Source organism: Rugamonas sp. FW305-51 (assembly GCF_058786935.1).
Map to the genome: position 1 here is coordinate 108,338 of NZ_JBYSZG010000012.1, position 16,406 is coordinate 124,743.

At 65.9% G+C, this 16,406-nt stretch carries 14 protein-coding genes; 7 read left to right on the top strand and 7 right to left on the bottom strand.

Annotation, left to right across the window (positions count from 1 at the left end):
• Positions 1–6: 6 nt before the first annotated feature.
• The 6 genes from AC3WOS_RS11110 (at position 7) to AC3WOS_RS11135 (ending at position 7,989) form a co-directional block, all read left to right on the top strand.
• Entirely contained in the window at positions 7–1,200 is a 1,194-nt protein-coding gene (locus AC3WOS_RS11110; protein ID WP_492715996.1) for a phosphopentomutase, read from the top strand.
• On the top strand, positions 1,197–2,159 hold the full coding sequence (gene deoC, locus AC3WOS_RS11115; protein WP_492715997.1) for a deoxyribose-phosphate aldolase: 963 nt from the start codon (positions 1,197–1,199) through the stop codon (positions 2,157–2,159). Before AC3WOS_RS11110 ends, deoC begins: the two co-directional genes overlap by 4 nt.
• Before the next feature lie 18 nt (positions 2,160–2,177).
• The gene (locus AC3WOS_RS11120) at positions 2,178–4,574 is read left to right on the top strand and encodes an aldehyde dehydrogenase family protein (protein WP_492715998.1); all 2,397 of its coding nucleotides are present in this window, start codon (positions 2,178–2,180) and stop codon (positions 4,572–4,574) included.
• Between the two features lie 221 nt (positions 4,575–4,795).
• Positions 4,796–6,118 (top strand): thymidine phosphorylase, encoded by a 1,323-nt coding sequence (gene deoA / locus AC3WOS_RS11125; protein ID WP_492715999.1) that lies wholly within the window; start codon positions 4,796–4,798, stop codon positions 6,116–6,118.
• Between the two features lie 237 nt (positions 6,119–6,355).
• Positions 6,356–6,763 (top strand): cytidine deaminase, encoded by a 408-nt coding sequence (locus AC3WOS_RS11130; RefSeq protein ID WP_492716000.1) that lies wholly within the window; start codon positions 6,356–6,358, stop codon positions 6,761–6,763.
• Positions 6,764–6,768: 5 nt separating this feature from the next.
• Positions 6,769–7,989, top strand: a complete 1,221-nt coding sequence (locus AC3WOS_RS11135) for a nucleoside deaminase (protein WP_492716001.1) — start codon at positions 6,769–6,771, stop codon at positions 7,987–7,989.
• Between the two features lie 27 nt (positions 7,990–8,016).
• Here the strand turns inward: AC3WOS_RS11135 and AC3WOS_RS11140 are convergent, their stop codons facing one another.
• The 5 genes from AC3WOS_RS11140 to AC3WOS_RS11160 form a co-directional block, all read right to left on the bottom strand.
• The gene (locus tag AC3WOS_RS11140) at positions 8,017–8,445 is read right to left on the bottom strand and encodes a VOC family protein (protein WP_492716002.1); all 429 of its coding nucleotides are present in this window, start codon (positions 8,443–8,445) and stop codon (positions 8,017–8,019) included.
• Positions 8,446–8,623: 178 nt separating this feature from the next.
• On the bottom strand, positions 8,624–9,388 hold the full coding sequence (locus AC3WOS_RS11145) for a LytR/AlgR family response regulator transcription factor (RefSeq protein WP_492716003.1): 765 nt from the start codon (positions 9,386–9,388) through the stop codon (positions 8,624–8,626).
• Positions 9,385–10,296 carry a sensor histidine kinase gene (locus AC3WOS_RS11150; RefSeq protein WP_492716004.1) on the bottom strand — a complete coding sequence of 304 codons (912 nt, stop codon included), beginning with the start codon at positions 10,294–10,296 and terminating at the stop codon, positions 9,385–9,387. Before AC3WOS_RS11150 ends, AC3WOS_RS11145 begins: the two co-directional genes overlap by 4 nt.
• Positions 10,293–10,559: a hypothetical protein gene (locus AC3WOS_RS11155; RefSeq protein ID WP_492716005.1), complete on the bottom strand. Its 267-nt coding sequence runs from the start codon at positions 10,557–10,559 to the stop codon at positions 10,293–10,295. Before AC3WOS_RS11155 ends, AC3WOS_RS11150 begins: the two co-directional genes overlap by 4 nt.
• Before the next feature lie 132 nt (positions 10,560–10,691).
• A complete protein-coding gene (locus AC3WOS_RS11160) occupies positions 10,692–11,252 on the bottom strand; it encodes a GNAT family N-acetyltransferase (RefSeq protein WP_492716006.1) in 561 nt (186 codons plus the stop codon).
• A gap of 118 nt (positions 11,253–11,370) precedes the next feature.
• Between AC3WOS_RS11160 and AC3WOS_RS11165 the strand changes: the two genes are divergently transcribed.
• Positions 11,371–13,707, top strand: coding sequence for a hypothetical protein (locus tag AC3WOS_RS11165; protein ID WP_492716007.1), 2,337 nt, complete (start codon positions 11,371–11,373; stop codon positions 13,705–13,707).
• Between the two features lie 399 nt (positions 13,708–14,106).
• Here the strand turns inward: AC3WOS_RS11165 and AC3WOS_RS11170 are convergent, their stop codons facing one another.
• Together AC3WOS_RS11170 and AC3WOS_RS11175 are read right to left on the bottom strand one after the other, a co-directional pair.
• Positions 14,107–14,862, bottom strand: a complete 756-nt coding sequence (locus AC3WOS_RS11170) for a TetR family transcriptional regulator C-terminal domain-containing protein (protein ID WP_492716008.1) — start codon at positions 14,860–14,862, stop codon at positions 14,107–14,109.
• Between the two features lie 11 nt (positions 14,863–14,873).
• Positions 14,874–16,343 (bottom strand): aminotransferase-like domain-containing protein, encoded by a 1,470-nt coding sequence (locus AC3WOS_RS11175; RefSeq protein ID WP_492716009.1) that lies wholly within the window; start codon positions 16,341–16,343, stop codon positions 14,874–14,876.
• Positions 16,344–16,406 lie beyond the last annotated feature (63 nt).

Genomic DNA, 16,406 nt, shown 5'->3' on the forward strand with positions numbered 1-16,406 from the left:
CACATCATGAAACGCGCATTTATCCTCCTGCTGGATTCCTTCGGCCTCGGCGCCACGCCGGACGCCCCCAAGTACAACGATTCCGGCGCCAACACCTTCGGCCACATCGCCGCCTGGGCCGCCAGGGCCGGCACTCCCATGAGTTTGCCGACCATGGAAAAACTGGGCCTGGCCGCCGCCGCCCACGCCGCCTGCGGCCAGTGGGCCGACGGCTTCGCCCTGCGCGACGGCTTCACGGCCGCCTACGGCGCCGCCCGCGAGCGCTCGACCGGCAAGGATACCCAGAGCGGCCACTGGGAAATCGCCGGCGTGCCGGTGGAATTCGACTGGGGCTACTTCCCCCGCACCGTGCCCTCGTTCCCGGCCGAGCTGACGGCGCGCCTGCAGGAACTGGGCGCCGTGCCCGGCTTCCTGGGCGACTGCCACGCCTCCGGCACGGAGATCATCAACAAGCACGGCGACGAGCATGTGGCCACCGGCAAACCTATCATCTACACCTCGGCCGACTCGGTGCTGCAGATCGCCGCGCACGAGGAATCGTTCGGCCTGGAGCGCCTGTATGCGTTGTGCGAGATCGCCTTCAAGCTGGTCGAACCGTACAACATCGGCCGCGTGATCGCCCGCCCGTTCGTGGGCGCCAACGGCAAGTACACCCGCACCACCAACCGTCACGATTACGCCGTGGCGCCGCCCGCGCCCACGCTGCTGGACCACGTCAAGGACGGCGGCGGCGAAGTCATCGCGCTGGGCAAGATCAGCGACATCTTCGCCACCCAGGGCGTGTCGCGCGTGGTCAAGGGGGCCGACAACATGGCCCTGTTCGACGCACTGCTCAAGGTGACGGGCGAGGCGGGCGACGGTTCGCTCACGTTCGTCAACTTCGTCGACTTCGACCAGGCCTTCGGCCACCGCCGCGACGTGACCGGCTATTCGAACGCGCTGCACGAGATGGATGCGCGCCTGCCCGAATTCATGGCCAGACTGCAGGACGGCGACCTGGTGGTCATCACGGCCGACCATGGCTGCGACCCCACCTGGACCGGCTCCGACCACACCCGCGAACACATTCCGATGATCTTCTTCGGCCCCGGCGTGCAGCCGCGCGCGCTGGGCATCTCCGAAACCTTCTCCGACATCGGCCAGACCCTGGCCCATCACCTTGGCGTCAAACCTCTTTCGAACGGAACCAACCTGTTATGAGCATTATTCCCGGCTTCAAGCGCAACGAAGCGGTCCCCCTCGACCTGGGCTGGATCAACCACATCCACATCAACAAGGCCGCCGCCGACCGCCGCGCCGCCAGCCTGGCCAACCGCCGCTCGGTGAAGAAGGAATACCAGGCCGCCTGGCTGGTCAAGGCCATCGGCCTGATCGACCTGACCACGCTGTCGGGCGACGACACGCCGGGCCGCGTCGAGCGCCTGTGCCGCAAGGCCCTGCGTCCGCTGCGCGCCGACCTGGTGCAGGCCATGGGCTTGCAGGACTATGCGCTGACAACGGGCGCCGTGTGCGTCTACCACGAGATGATCAAGCCGGCGGTGCAAGTGCTGCAGGGCCGCCTGCCGATCGCCGCCGTGTCGACCGGCTTCCCGGCCGGCCTGACCAGCATGGAAACCAAGGTGCGCGAGATCGAACTGTCGGTGGCCGCCGGCGCCTCCGAGATCGACATCGTCATCACGCGCCAGCACGTCCTGACGGGCAACTGGCAAGCGCTGTACGACGAGATGGTGGCCTACCGCAAGGCCTGCGGCGAAGCGCACGTCAAGGCCATCCTGGCCACCGGTGAACTGGTCACGCTGGAAAACGTGGCCAAGGCTTCGTGGGTGTGCATGATGGCGGGCGCCGATTTCATCAAGACCTCGACCGGCAAGGAGCCGGTCAACGCCACCATCCCCGTCTCGCTGACGATGGTGCGCGCGATCCGCGAATACCATGAGCAGACCGGCTTCAAGATCGGCTACAAGCCAGCCGGCGGCGTCAGCACGGCCAAGGCCGCGCTGCAGTACCTGACCCTGATGAAGGAAGAACTGGGCAACGAGTGGCTGGAGCCGCACCTGTTCCGCATCGGCGCATCGAGCCTGCTGACCGACATCGAGCGCCAGCTCGAGCACTACGTCACGGGCAGCTACTCGGCCGCCCACCGCCACGCGCAACCTTAAGATCACTACGGATTCGTCATGCCAACAATTAACGAGATTCTCAACACCATGGAATACGGCCCAGCACCCGAGAGCACCAAGGAAGCGCAAGCCTGGCTGGAGCAGCGCGGCCGCACCTTCGGCCTGTTCATCGACAACGCCTGGAGCGAACCGGGCGAGCTGTTCGCCTCGGCCAACCCGGCCGACGCCAGCAAGCTGGCCGACCTGACCCAGGCCACCGGCGCCGACGTGGAGCGCGCCGTGGCCGCCGCCCGCCGCGCCCAGCCGGGCTGGCAGGCGCTGGGCGGCCATGGCCGCGCGCGCGTGATGTACGCGCTGGCGCGCCTGCTGCAAAAGCATGCGCGCCTGTTCGCCGTGCTCGAGACGCTGGACAACGGCAAGACCATCCGCGAAACGCGCGACGTCGACCTGCCGCTGGCCGCGCGCCACTTCTACTACCACGCCGGCTGGGCCCAGCTGCAGGCCGAGGAATTCGCCGACTACCGCGCCGTGGGCGTGGTGGGCCAGATCGTGCCGTGGAATTTCCCGCTGCTGATGCTGTCCTGGAAAATCGCGCCCGCCATGGCGGCCGGTAACACCATCGTCTTCAAGCCGGCCGAATTCACCTCGCTGACGGCCATGCTGTTCGCCGAACTGTGCGTGCAGGCCGGCGTGCCGGCCGGCGTGGTCAACATCGTCACCGGCGACGGCCGCGTGGGCGAAGCCATCGTCAACCATCCCGGCATCGACAAGATCGCCTTCACCGGCTCGACCGAAGTGGGGCGTCTGATCCGCAGCGCCACCGCCGGCAGCGGCAAGAAGCTGTCGCTGGAACTGGGCGGCAAGTCGCCCTTCATCGTGTTCGAGGATGCCGACCTGGATGCGGCCGTCGAAGGCCTGGTCGATTCGATCTGGTTCAACCAGGGGCAGGTGTGCTGCGCCGGTTCGCGCCTACTGGTGCAGGAATCGGTCGAGCAGAAATTCCTGGCCAAGCTGCGCGCCCGCATGGACAAGCTGACCCTGGGCTCGCCGCTCGACAAGTCGATCGACATCGGCGCCCTGGTCGACCCGGTGCAGCGCCAGCGCATCGCCGGCCTGGTGGAATCGGCCCGCGCCGAAGGCTGCACCGTGTACCAGCCGGCCTGCGAATTGCCGGCCGACGGCTCCTGGTTCCCGCCCACGCTGATCACGGGCGCCTCCACCTCGGCCGCCGTGGCCCAGGCCGAGATCTTCGGCCCGGTGCTGGTGGCGATGAGCTTCCGCACCCCGCCCGAGGCGGTCCAGCTGGCCAACAACACCGTGTACGGCCTCGCTTCCTGCGTGTGGACCGAGAACATCAGCCTGGCGCTGGACGTGGCGCCGCAGATCAAGGCCGGCGTGGTGTGGATTAACACCGCCAACCAGTTCGACGCCGCCTGCGGCTTCGGCGGCTACCGCGAGTCCGGCTTCGGCCGTGAAGGCGGCCGCGAAGGCATGTATGAATACCTGACGGCGCTGTCGGAAGACGCCCGTCCGGCCGCGCCGCTGGTCGAAGCGAAAGCCAAGGCCAAGGCCGAGGTTAAAGCAAAAGCGGCGCCGCACGACAGCCCGTTCGGCATCGACCGCACGGCCAAGCTGTACATCGGCGGCAAGCAGGCCCGCCCGGACGGCGCCTACAGCCGCGCCATCCACGGCGCCGGCGGCGAATTCATCGCCGAAGTGGGCGAGGGCAACCGCAAGGACATCCGCAACGCCGTGGAAGCGGCCCACAAGGCCGGCGGCTGGACCAAGGCCACCTCGCACAACCGCGCCCAGGTGCTGTACTACATCGCCGAAAACCTGGCGGCACGGGCCGGGGAATTCGCCGCCCGCATCGGTGCCATGACGGGCGCCAAAAACCCCGAGCAGGAAGTGCAGGCCGCGATCGAACGCCTGTTCTACTACGCCGCCTGGGCCGACAAGTACGACGGCCTGGCGCACCAGCCGCCGATGCACGGCATTACCGTGGCCTTGAATGAACCGGTGGGCGTGATCGGCATCGTGTGCCCGAACGAGGCGCCGCTGCTGGGCTTTATTTCGCTGGTGGCGCCGGCCATCGCGCTGGGCAACCGCGTGGTGGTGGTGCCGTCGGAAGCGCATCCGCTGTCGGCCACTGACCTGTACCAGGTGTTCGATACGTCGGACCTGCCGGGCGGCGTGGTCAACATCGTCACCGGTAGCGCCGACGAACTGGCGCGCACGCTGGCCACCCATGCCGACATCGACGCCGTATGGCGCCACGACGGCTCGGCCGAAGGCTGCGCCGAAGTGGAGCGCCTGTCGGCCGGCACGCTCAAGCGCACCTGGGTGGGCGGCGCCAAGGGCCGCGACTGGTACAGCACGGCCCAGGCGGGCGGCCGCGCCGTGCTGGCGCACGCCTCGCAGGTGAAGAACATCTGGATACCGTACGGCGTTTAAACAAGCTCCGTCGTTTGCGCGCAGGCGGGGCGGCCAACTGCCGTCATTTCTTCGGCGGCGGGAATCCAGGCATTGCCTGAATTGCCCCAAGTGTTGAGTTGGCGTAGCCCGGGTCCCGCCGGCACCGCAAGCCGTTGCGGCGGGGCGCGACGACGGCATGGGCCGGATCTCTGTTGCAGGGATCCGGCCCGCATTACTTTCACATCTTTAGCGGAGCTACCATGTTTTTAACCCAAGAGATCATACGCAAGAAGCGTGACGGCGGTGCCCTGAGCGCGGAGGAGATCCAGTTCTTCGTGCGCGGCATCACCGACGGCAGCGTCAGCGAAGGGCAGATCGCCGCGCTGGCCATGGCCGTCTTCTTCAACGACATGAACATGGACGAGCGCGTGGCCTTCACGCTGGCCATGCGCGATTCGGGCGAAGTGCTGGAATGGCGCTCGCTGAACCTGCCCGGCCCTGTGCTCGACAAGCACTCCACCGGCGGCGTGGGCGACGTGGTGTCGCTGCTGCTGGGGCCCATGATCGCCGCCTGCGGCGGCTACGTGCCGATGATTTCCGGCCGCGGCCTCGGTCACACCGGCGGCACGCTCGACAAGTTCGACGCCATCCCCGGCTACTGCACCGTGCCCGACAACGCCCTGTTCCGCAAGGTGGTGCAGGACGTGGGCGTGGCCATCATCGGCCAGACGTCGTCGCTGGCGCCGTCGGACAAGCGCTTCTACTCGATCCGCGACGTGACGGCCACGGTGGAATCGGTGGCCATGATCACCGGTTCCATCCTGTCGAAGAAACTGTCGGCCGGGCTGGACGCGTTGGTGATGGACGTCAAGGTCGGCAGCGGCGCCTTCATGCCCACCTACGAAAAATCGCTGGAACTGGCGCAGAGCATCGCCACGGTCGGCAACGGCGCCGGCATGCGCACCTCGGCCATCCTGACCGACATGAACGAATCGCTGGCGCCCTACGCTGGCAACGCGCTGGAAGTGCGCGGCGCGATGGACTACCTGACGGGCCGTTCGCGTCCCGCGCGCCTGCATGAAGTGACGATGGCCCTGTGCGCCGAGATGCTGGTGCTGGGCGGCCTGGCCGACAGTGAAACGAGCGCGCGCGCCAAGCTGCAGGCGGCGCTCGACAGCGGCGAAGCGGCCACCCGTTTCGCGCGCATGGTGGTGGCGCTGGGCGGCCCGGCCGACCTGATCGAACATCCGGACAAGCATCTGGAGCGTGCGCCCATCGTGGTGCCGGTACCGGCATTGAAGGCCGGCTATGCGGCCAGCACCGACTGCCGCGGCATCGGCCTGGCCGTGGTCAGCCTCGGTGGCGGCCGCCGCCGTCCGAGCGACGCGATCGACTTCGCCGTCGGCCTGACGGACCTGGCTGGTCTGGGCGACCGTATCGAAGCGGGCCAGCCGCTGGCCCTGGTCCACGCCCGCACGCAGGCGGCGGCCGAGCAGGCGGTGCGCGAGATCCAGAGCGCGTATCATATCGCCGACGCCGCCCCGGCTGCGAACCCCGTAATCTACCGCTCGATCCGCCCCTGACGCCAGATCAAAAAAATGGGGACGTACCCCATTTTTAGGAAATTGGAAAATTGGGACGTACCCCATTTTTTGGTACTCCCTTCCCTATTTTGGCGCCCTAGGTGGAATTGCTTTGTCTGCCATAATGGACAAAAAACGGTGTAGCTCCCCCATGATGAAATGGGGTACGTCCCCATTTTTTCGTCCCCATTTTTTTGCGGCGGTTGCTACTGGGGATGACTGTTGAACAGGATTTTTATGAATAACGAACAATTGATCGCCGAGGCCGCCGCGGCACGGCTCAAGGCTTATACGCCTTACTCCAACTTCAAGGTCGGGGCGGCGCTGCTGTGTAACGATGGCCGCGTGTTTCATGGCTGTAATGTGGAGAATGCGTCCTATGGCTTGTGCAATTGCGCCGAGCGCACGGCCTTTTTCAGCGCTTTCGCCCAAGGTTACCGGCCTGGCGATTTCGACAGGCTGGCCGTGATCGGCGAGACGGACGGCCCCATCGCTCCCTGCGGCGCCTGCCGCCAGGTGATCCTGGAACTGGGCGGCAATGAACTGCCCGTCATACTGAGCAACCTGAAGGGCGACGTCTACGAGACGACGGCGGCGGCCCAGCTGCCCAATGCCTTCGGCGGCGCCGACTTGAAAAAGAAGTAAGCATCTTGGCGCTCAGGAAAACCATCGACGTGCAGGCCGCCGTCGCCATCGCGGCGGCCGAGGCCATCGCGGCCAAGACCCAGGGTACTTTCGGCGTGGGCGGGGTGATGCTCGACCAGCACGGCGCCGTGCTGATGTCGGTGCATAACAACGTGATCCGCGCCGGCCTGATCTACGATCCCACGGCCCACGGCGAGCGCCAGCTGATCGACTGGTATTACGCCGAACTGGCACAGGGCCGTGAACTGCCGGCGCCGGAAGACGTCACCATCGTCACCTCGCTCGATCCGTGCTGCATGTGCAGCGGGGCGATCCTGGCCGCCGGCTTCAATGTGGTGGTGGCGGCGCCCGACGGCCCGGCCGGCATCAACTACGACGGCAGCGCCACTTTCCCGTCGCTGCCGGCGCCGCTGCAGGAACAGGCGGCGGCCACGTTCAGCTATCCGGCCGTATTGGGTTCGTCGCAGTATGCGCGGGCCGCCATGGGCGCGGCGCCCAAGCCCTTCTTCATCGGCAAGACCGTGTCGGAGCCGACTCAGGCCCTGTGCTCGCTCGTGTTCGAGGCCACGCAGGAGGAGGTGACGGCGCTGTTCGATACGGATCTGCCGCAGTCGCAGCTCAAGTGCCCGGCCACGCTGGCGCCCGACCATGCCATCGTGCGCGCCCTCAAGGCGGCTTATGCCGATGCGCTGGCCTACCGTTGCACGCCGCAGCAACCCGATGCGGACCTGGCGCCGTTCCTGCTGCGCGCCATGGCCCAGGACCGGGCGCAGGGCGGCACCGGCGATGCCGTGGCGCTGCTCGATTCCTTCGGCAACCTGCTGCTGTGCCTGCCCGGCAACCGGCAGCGCTCCGGCATCCGCACGGCATTCATGGAGACGACACGGGCCTACGCCCAGCTGCGCTACCGGCTGATGGCGGACGCCACGCCCCAGCAGCGGGAAGAAGTGCGCCAGTACCTGGGCCATCCCAAGGACGGCACCTTCGTCTTCGCGCAGGGGCCGGACCGCAGCGCGCTCAGCTTCATGGACCTGGGCGCCTACGGTTCGACCATGGAAGGGCCGCTGCCGCTCAAGAATCCGGCCCAGTTCCAGTACGTGCGGCCCGGTATGGACGCCTATGCGCTGGCCGACCTGTGCGCCGGCTTCCCGCCGCTGTACCGCAGCGTGATCCGCATCCGCCCCACCCAGGTGGCCGATCCGGCCCTGGTCGCGGCGCTCGCTTGAAGCCGGCCCGCTGCGGCGGGTCGTATCTCAGCTCTGCCAGGGATCGTAGGTGCCTATGCTCCACAGATGCCCTTCCGGGTCGCGGCAAGTGAAGCCGCGCCCGCCGTATTCTTCATCCTTGATGTCGAGCATGATGTGGGCGCCCGCTTCCAGCGCGCGGCCATACACGAGGTCGGCGTCATGCACGACCAGGTAGGCGCCTTGCGTGACGGCCTTGTCCTTGTCGGACGGCTGCTTGATCAGGCGGCCGTATTCCGTGTCGAACACGGAGCTGAGCATGATCATGCCGTTGCCATATGAGAGCTGGGCATGGGCGATGGTGCCGTCTTCGTTGGGCACCACCAGCTGTTTTTCAAATCCAAAGGTATCGCACAGCCATTCGATGGCGGCCGGTGCGTCGTGATAGCGCATGCAGGGTATGACGGTGGCTTTGGTGGCTTTCGGTATCGTTGACATGGTTCTCTCCCCAATCTGGTGTGGAACTGCTTCGATCGTGCCGATGCCCAGCGGTTCGCCGCCGCCGGCCCGCAATCGGGCCGTATTGATGCCGCTCAGAGGGACGGCGAAAGGGCGGCGGACCCGATGTCTGGCTCCAATATAGACCAGCAGGCCCGCCGCCACAACCGCCACGCCCTCACATCTGCTGGAACAGGTGGGCGTGGCCCCGGCTCACCTCCAGCAATTCGGGAAAGTTGCGCACGCGCACCATCTGGCGCCCCCGCAAGTCGCGCGAGACTTCTTCGATGGCATCGACCCGTACCAGGGTGGAACGGTGGATGCGCCAGAACTCGTCGGGATCGAGCTCGTCGGCCAGTTCCTTCAGCGTCTTGCGGATCAACACTTCGGATTGGCAGGTTTGCACCCGTGTGTATTTTTCATCGGCCCGGAAGAACAGCACCTCGCGCGTGCTGATCATGCGCAGGCTATTGCCCACCACGGCCTGGATCCAGCGCAGGTAGTCGGGCTTGCCCGTGTGCCGGTCCCGCAGCAGGGCGCTCAGCTGCTGTTCGATGTTGGCCGGCTGGCGGCCCAGGCGCGTCTGCAGCCGGGCGCAGGTGGTCTTCAGGCGCTCGCCGCCGGCCGGCTTGAGCACGTAGTCGAGCGCACCCTGTTCGAACGCTTCGATAGCGTACTGGTCGTAGGCCGTCACGAACACCAGGTGGCAGCGGTTGAACAGCATGCGCGCCGCCTCGATGCCGGACAAACCGGGCATGCGGATGTCGAGGAACACGATGTCGGGCTGGTGCTGGCCGGCCAGCGCCACGGCCTCGATGCCGTTGGTCGCCTCGGCCACGATCTCCAGCGCCGGCCACACTTCCTGCAGGCGGCTGCGCAGCTGGTCGCGCATGGCGTCCTCGTCGTCGGCGATCAATGCCGTGGCGCGCAGCTGCGGATTCATGGCGTCCCCTTGGCGAAAATGTCGGGCGCATACGGCAGCCGTATCGTGGCGCGGGCGCCGCCCGTGAGGGGCGCCTCGATCACCAGCTCGGCGCGCGTACCGTACAGCAGCTGCAGCCGTTCGCGCACATTAGCCAGGCCCATGCCGTCACCCGCGTGCGTGCTGAAACCCACGCCGTCGTCGATCACGTCCACCTGCAGCTGGCTGCCGGCGACGCTGGCGCGGATGTCGATGCGGCCCCCTTCGATCTTCGGTTCCAGGCCGTGCTTGATGGCGTTCTCGATCAGGATCTGCAACATCATGGGCGGGAAGCTGGCGCTCTGCATTTCGGGCGGCACGTCGATCGACACGGCCAGGCGCGACTTCATGCGCGCCTGCATGATGGCCAGGTAGGCGCGCGCCATCTCCAGCTGGCGCCCCAGCGTGCCGTTGCCCTGGGCCCGCATCTGGGGCAGGGTGGCGCGCAGGTAGTCGATCAGGTGGGCGTGGATGCGGGCCGCCTGCGGCGGGTCCGTTTCGATCAGCTGGCCGATCAGGGCCAGGGTGTTGAACAGGAAGTGCGGTTCGACCTGGGCCTGCAGGGCGGCCAGGCGCGCCTCCACCAGGCGCCGTTCCAGCGTTTCCTCGCCGGCATGGGCCGAGGCCTGGCGCGCTTCCAGTTCGGCCTTGCGCTTGCCGCCGGCCAGCACCTTGAGCCCGAACGAGGCGAGGATGAAGGCGAATGCCTGCTCGGGCTGGCCGAACGGGGTCAGGTCCAGCAGCAGTACCAGCACCCAGATGATGATCAGCTTGCGCCATGCCACCTGGGCCAGCCAGTCGAAAAAGCGCCACCACAACGCGCTGGCGGTGTCGCCCAGCTCACGCAGGAAGCCCACCACGCGGCCCGACGTGCGCCTGACTGCCGTCACGAATGGCGCTCCGGCGGCTGGGCCTTGTTGCGCCGCTCGAGGATGCAGGCGCCCACGGCCAGCTTGAGCAACAGGAAGGCCGAGAACAGCAGCAGCGCCAGCGGCAGCAGGGTCAGGAAGAAGGCCATCAGGATGCAAGCGACCAGCAGCGCCGGCCAGGACATGCGTTGCACGGTGCGCGCGCCGTAGCGGGCCGTGCGCAGGAAGGCGGTGCCCACCTCGTTCAGGACGTCGAGCACGCTCTGGCTGTTCAATTTACTCATCTCTCATCTCCCTTGAAAAAGGATGGCCGATGACCGTAATGTAGCGCAGCCGGGCCAGCGCCCGTAGCGCCATCCGACCAATTGCCGATAGCGGGGCATGGCCTGCGGCAATGGGCGATGAATGGGAAGGCGTCAGCGCCGGGCCGCCTGCCAGTCGCCGTGCAGCAGGCCGTAGATGACGCTGTCGGACAGTTCGCCGTCCACGAACCAGCGTTCGCGCAGCCGGCCCTCCTGGCGGAAATGGAGCCGTTCCAGGATGGTGGCCGAGGCCTGGTTGTCCGGGTGCAGGTCCGCTTCGATGCGGTGCAGGTCGAGCGCGCCGAAGCCGTAGTCGATCAGGGCCGCCAGCGCTTCGGGCATGTAGCCCTGGCCCCAGTGGGTGCGCGACAGCATGTAGCCGATTTCGCAGCGGCGGTTGGCGCGGTTGAAGGCGTACAGCGTGGCCGTGCCGATCAGCTCCCCCGTGGCGGCCAGCGTGACGGCCAGCCGCAGCGATTCGCCGCTGCCGTAGTGATGGCGCGACAGGGCGATGTGGCTGGCGGCCTGGCCCAGCTCGACCCACGGGGCGCAGCTCCAGTAGCGCATCGCTTGCGGGTCGGCGTAGATGGCGAACAGGGCGTCGGCGTCGTACGGCTCCAGGAAACGCAACGTCAGGCGCGGCGTGGTGAGGGTGATGGGTTCGAAGATGGGCATGGAGGCAGTCTGAAAAGAGTCCGTAGGTAAGCGCAAAGGCACTTGCGTTGACGCATGCTTTATTGTATCGTGCGCCCAATTTGTTAATAATAAAACCACATTTCATTCAGGGCCAGTAATGCCATCTTCCATTACCAACCGCACCTTCGCCGCGTTCGCGCTTATCCTGTCACTCAGCCTTGTCGCATGCGGCGGGGGAGGCGGGAGTAGCACCCCACCGACCTCTCAAGCTGTAGTACCTGCGATTAGCGCACAGCCACTGAATGTTACGGCCACGGCAGGAGCCAGCGTCACCTTTTCCGTGACGGCAAACGGCGATGCGCCGCTCAGCTATCAATGGCAACGCAACGGGGCAGACCTGGCCGGTGCCACCGGGGCGCAGTATGTACTGAAGGCAGCACAAATTGCCGACTCCGGCAGCAAGTGGAGCGTCGTGGTGCGCAATAATGCCGGAAGCGTGACCAGCGCCCAGGCAACTCTGACGGTGACCGGCACCACATTGTTGGCCGGCTCTTTGCTGGCAAACAGCTTCAACGGCGGACAGCTCGTCGGGATTGCGCAAGATGGCAGCGGGAACACCTATGTGCTGGACCGCGCATTAAGCACGGCCCTGTACAAGGTCAATGCGCAGGGCGTGGTAACCCTGCTGCCCCTGTCGCCTCGCGACAGCGATGCCGCGCTTTATCAGCCGACTACAATGACCAGGGACTCAGCCGGTAATTTCTACGTTGCTGACACGACATGCCGCGTACGCAAAATCAGCCCAACCGGCGAAATAAGCGTATTGGCGGGTAACCCCACCCAGTGCGGTCACGACGACGGCAAAGGCAGCGCCGCCACCCTCGGGTTTACCAGTGCCATCGCCGTGGACTCGGCCAATAACGTGTTTATCGCTGACCAACAAGCCATTATTCGCAAGATTACGCCTGACGGCGTGGTGACGACCGTGGCTGGGTCGCCGAGCAAATATGGGACGATAGACGGCATCGGCAACGCCGCTCGCTTTGGCGGGATGAGTTCCATGGCGATCGATGGCGCCGGCAACGTATATGTAACCGATAGCGGCGTAACGGGAACGGCACCCAGCGTCCGCAAGGTCACGCCCGGAGGTGTCGTAACCACTCTGGCGGGCGGCGTCGGCTACGGTGCGGAAGATGGGCAGCATGCCGCTGCCAGCTTCAGCGACCTGAAGGGATTGACGGTCGACGCGGCGGGAAACCTGTATGTCGGAGACCAAGGCAATCACTCGATCCGGAAAGTCACGCCGGACGGCGTCGTCACCACCTTTGCCGGTAGGTCGACGACACAATTCCCGCCGGACACCAATCCTACTGACGGCCCCGTTGCTACAGCCACGTTCCGGCAATTGGTGGCGATGACGATGGATAGCGCCGGCAATATTTTTCTGGCAGAAAGCTATGCGGGGCTGCAATACAATGCGCTGCGCAAGATCAGCGCCAACGGCATCGTCAGCACGATCGCCGGCTCGCACGCAGGACGCGGCGCAGCGGACGGTGCGGGGTCAGCGGCAAGCTTTTTCCGCCCGCGGGGATTGGCGGTCGACGCGTCCGGCAAAGTTTGGGTGGCAGATACCGACAACCAGCTGATACGTCAGATCAGCGCCAGTGGCACGGTCACGACACTTGCCGGCGCCACCGGTTATGCGCTCCTAACGGACCCGGGCGACGGTAAGGGAACGCTAGCCCGCTTCTTCCAGCCTACGGCTATCGTCGTGGATTCCCATGGTACTGCCTTCGTCGCTGACGCTGTGCATAACACGATCCGCAAGGTGTTGGACGATGGCACCGTCACCACGCTGGCTGGCAAGGCAGGTGGTTATGGTGCGGTGGATGGCACGGGTTCTTCGGCAATCTTTGCCGGACTATCAAGCCTTACCATCGATCGGACGGGAATAATGTATGCGACCGACATGAGTGCAATCCGCCGCATCGATCCCACCACAGGGGCGGTGACAACGCTGGCCGGCCAGCTAGGTCCGTTTACACAGGGTTCAACGGACGGCACCGGCACGGCGGTCCGCTTTGGCTACCTTGCTGCCATTGCTGCCGACAGCGCCGGCAATCTGTACGTGGTCGACTCGCTCAATAACAACGTGCGCAAGATGACACCCAACGGCGCAGTGACGACATTGGCCGGAACTGCCGGCGTTACCGGTTCCGCGGACGGTCAGGGCGCCGCCGCCAGCTTCAATCGTCCGCAAGGTATTGCGGTGGATGGGGCAGGAAATGTGTACGTCGCCGATACGGGCAACAATCTCATCCGCCGTATTAGCCCCGCAGGCGTGGTTACCACCATCGCCGGCCAAGTGGGCGCCAACGGTATTGTGCTGGGCAATTTGAACAATCCGCTGTCTCAACCAAATGGGCTGGCCTTCGACGCCAACGGCATTCTGTACGTTTGCGCCAGCAATGGCATCTTCCAGTTGCATCTGTAATGGGAATATGACATACCCCTGCGTCATAGCCACACCAAAAAGGTTCTTCACGGATTGCCGGGAGCACCTTAGGGGACATGTCCGGTTTCGAAAGACTACGCGGACTATAAGTTGCCGCTACCTCACCACACCGGTCTAAGCCGCAGGGAAGAAAAGTCTAAACCGGTCCCAGTGTTGCTTCGCGGAGGCGATTACGGTCTACAGAATTTGGCGCCCTGGAAATTCTGGACGCCATTAGCGGGGATTTGCATAGTTTCGACCGAATTAGACAGCGGGGACGAAAACGAACACCGGTACATCAAGCCCCGTGCAGTCTCCCGCTAATCCGTGAAGAACCTCTTTTATTGGATTCATGGCGGAGAGGGAGAATCGAACTCCCGATAGGCTATGAATGAAGGCCTAGGTACGGTCGCCCGCCGGAGCCGGAGCCGGAGCCGGAGCCGGAGCCGAAGCCGGAGCCGGCGGCGACACAGGGGCTGATGCGGCCGTGCCCGCCGGTTCCGGCACCCGGATGGCGGCCAGCACCATGTCGACGATCAGCTTTTCGGCGTCGTCGAAGTCCTTGCGGGTGAGCTGCTTGCGGTTCAGCACCAGCGTCATCTGGGTGGCGAAGTCGGCATAGGACTGCGTCATCGCCCAGATGGCGAACAGCAGGTGGGTGGCGTTGATGGGGGCGATCTTGCCGGCGCTGATCCAGTGCTCGAACACTTCGATATCCTTGCGCAGCAGCGGCACCACGCGGTTCTGGATCTGGGCGCCGTACAGGTGGGCGCCGCCTATCACTTCCATCGCGTACACGCGCGAGGCCCACGGCTGCTCGCGCGAAAAGCGCAGCTTGGCCTGCACGTAGGCGCGCAGCACTTCCTGCGGTTCCTGGCTGGGATCGGCCAGGTGCTCCATGCGCTCCAGCCATTCATCGAGCACGTTGTCGAGCACGCGCTGGTACAGCGCCTGCTTGGACGGGAAGTAGTACATCAGGTTCTGCTTGGACAGGCCCGCGTTTTCGGCCACGGTGGCGATCGAGGTGCCTTCATAGCCGCATTCGGCGAACACGCGCACGGCTTCGGCAGCGATGTCCGCTTCCAGGCGGTCGCGGTTGAGGGCGCGCCGGCTGTGCTTGGGCGGCTGGTCGGCTTGCGGTTTGGCGTTCGGCATGGCGGAGTCTTTCAGCTTGGTCGTATCGAGCGCAGGAACTGCAGCAACTGCGGACGGTCGGCATAGGCCGCGTTGAAGCGGAACCAGATCGTCTCGGCAGGGCGCAGCATGAAAAAGTCGTTGGGCGAAAGCAGGATGCCGGCCTTGAGCGCCAGGTCGGCCACCACCTTGCCGTTCCATTCCGGGGTGGGCGCTTCCGGCCAGCCGGCGCTGACGAACATGCCGCCGCGCGGGCGCGCCAGCGGCGCCATGCCCGCTTCGCGCAGCAGGTCGATGGTGCGCTCGCGCCCCGCGTCGAGCTGGGCGATCAGGCGTTCCACCATGCGCTTGTAGGGCCGCGCCGTGATGGCGTGGTACACGGCGCGTTCGTTGATTTCGGACGTGGTCAGGCCGGCCAGCATCTTCACCCGCAGCAGTTCGGGCAGCAGCGAGGACGAGGCGCAGATGGAACCGACCCGCAGCACCGGCGACAGCGTCTTGGAGAAGCTGCCGACCCGGATCACGCGGCGCAGCCCGTCCATGGCCGCCAGCGACGCTTCGCCGCGCGGCGCCAGTTCGCGGTAGATGTCGTCCTCCACCAGCCAGAAATCGAATTGCTCGGCCAATGCCAGCAGGCGGTGGGCCTGGGCCGCGCTGAGCGAGGTGCCCAGCGGGTTTTGCAGCGCCGTGTTGACGAACATGAGCTTGGGCTGGGTGGCCTGGGCCTGGGCCGCCAGCTGTTCCATGTCCAGCCCGTGCTCGCCGCGGGCGATGCCGACGGCGATGCAGCCGTGGTGGCGGATCAGCGACAGCAGGTTGCTGTAGCCGGGGTCTTCCACCAGCACCGTGTCGCCCGGCTTGGTCAGGGTGCGCAGGATCAGGTCGAAGGCGTGGGTGGCGCCATGCGTCAGCAGGATCTGTTCCGGCTCGATCGCATACAGTTCGTCGCTCAGGGTGGCGGCCATGTGCTGGCGCAGGGTGGGAAAGCCCAGCGGATGGCCGTAGCCGCGCAGCCGGTTGGCCGGGATGCGCATGGCGTGGCGCACGGCGTCGAGGATGGTGTCTTCGCCATACCAGTCCGGCGGCAGCCAGCCGGCGCCCACCGGCAGCGCGTCCGACACGCCCGAATACAGTTCCGGCGTGAGGGCGTCGATGGCGGCCGGGGTGGGGTGGAACGGCGCCGGCAGCAGCGTGGCCGGCACGTCCTGGCGCGCCACGAAATAGCCGGAGCCGCGCCGCGAGGACAGCAGGCCCAGCGTCACCAGCCGGTCGTACGCTTCCACCACTGTAAAGGTGCTCACACCATTACACTTGGCGAACTGGCGCACGGACGGCATCTTGGTGCCGATGCGCAGTTCGCGCCGGCCCACCAGCGCGCTGATGGCGGCCACGATCTGGTCCACCAGGCTGCCCTTGCCGCCCCGCTCTATGGCGACGGCAGGCCAGCCGCCGGCCGGCGAGGCACTCCCTTCATGATCGGGCGCAGCACTTGCGTCCTCCATCCATGTTCTCCTTCTGTTGGCTGATGATGGCCTGATTGTTGCGGCGAACAAAAGTGTACTGTT

Excerpts from the sequence above, each read along its gene's own strand:
- AC3WOS_RS11110 (WP_492715996.1), top strand. The coding sequence starts at position 7 with ATGAAACGCGCATTTATCCTCCTGCTGGATTCCTTCGGCCTCGGCGCC.
- deoC (WP_492715997.1), top strand. The coding sequence starts at position 1,197 with ATGAGCATTATTCCCGGCTTCAAGCGCAACGAAGCGGTCCCCCTCGAC.
- AC3WOS_RS11120 (WP_492715998.1), top strand. The coding sequence starts at position 2,178 with ATGCCAACAATTAACGAGATTCTCAACACCATGGAATACGGCCCAGCA.
- deoA (WP_492715999.1), top strand. The coding sequence starts at position 4,796 with ATGTTTTTAACCCAAGAGATCATACGCAAGAAGCGTGACGGCGGTGCC.
- AC3WOS_RS11130 (WP_492716000.1), top strand. The coding sequence starts at position 6,356 with ATGAATAACGAACAATTGATCGCCGAGGCCGCCGCGGCACGGCTCAAG.
- AC3WOS_RS11140 (WP_492716002.1), bottom strand. The coding sequence starts at position 8,445 with ATGTCAACGATACCGAAAGCCACCAAAGCCACCGTCATACCCTGCATG.
- AC3WOS_RS11145 (WP_492716003.1), bottom strand. The coding sequence starts at position 9,388 with ATGAATCCGCAGCTGCGCGCCACGGCATTGATCGCCGACGACGAGGAC.
- AC3WOS_RS11155 (WP_492716005.1), bottom strand. The coding sequence starts at position 10,559 with ATGAGTAAATTGAACAGCCAGAGCGTGCTCGACGTCCTGAACGAGGTG.
- AC3WOS_RS11160 (WP_492716006.1), bottom strand. The coding sequence starts at position 11,252 with ATGCCCATCTTCGAACCCATCACCCTCACCACGCCGCGCCTGACGTTG.
- AC3WOS_RS11165 (WP_492716007.1), top strand. The coding sequence starts at position 11,371 with ATGCCATCTTCCATTACCAACCGCACCTTCGCCGCGTTCGCGCTTATC.
- AC3WOS_RS11170 (WP_492716008.1), bottom strand. The coding sequence starts at position 14,862 with ATGCCGAACGCCAAACCGCAAGCCGACCAGCCGCCCAAGCACAGCCGG.
- AC3WOS_RS11175 (WP_492716009.1), bottom strand. The coding sequence starts at position 16,343 with ATGGAGGACGCAAGTGCTGCGCCCGATCATGAAGGGAGTGCCTCGCCG.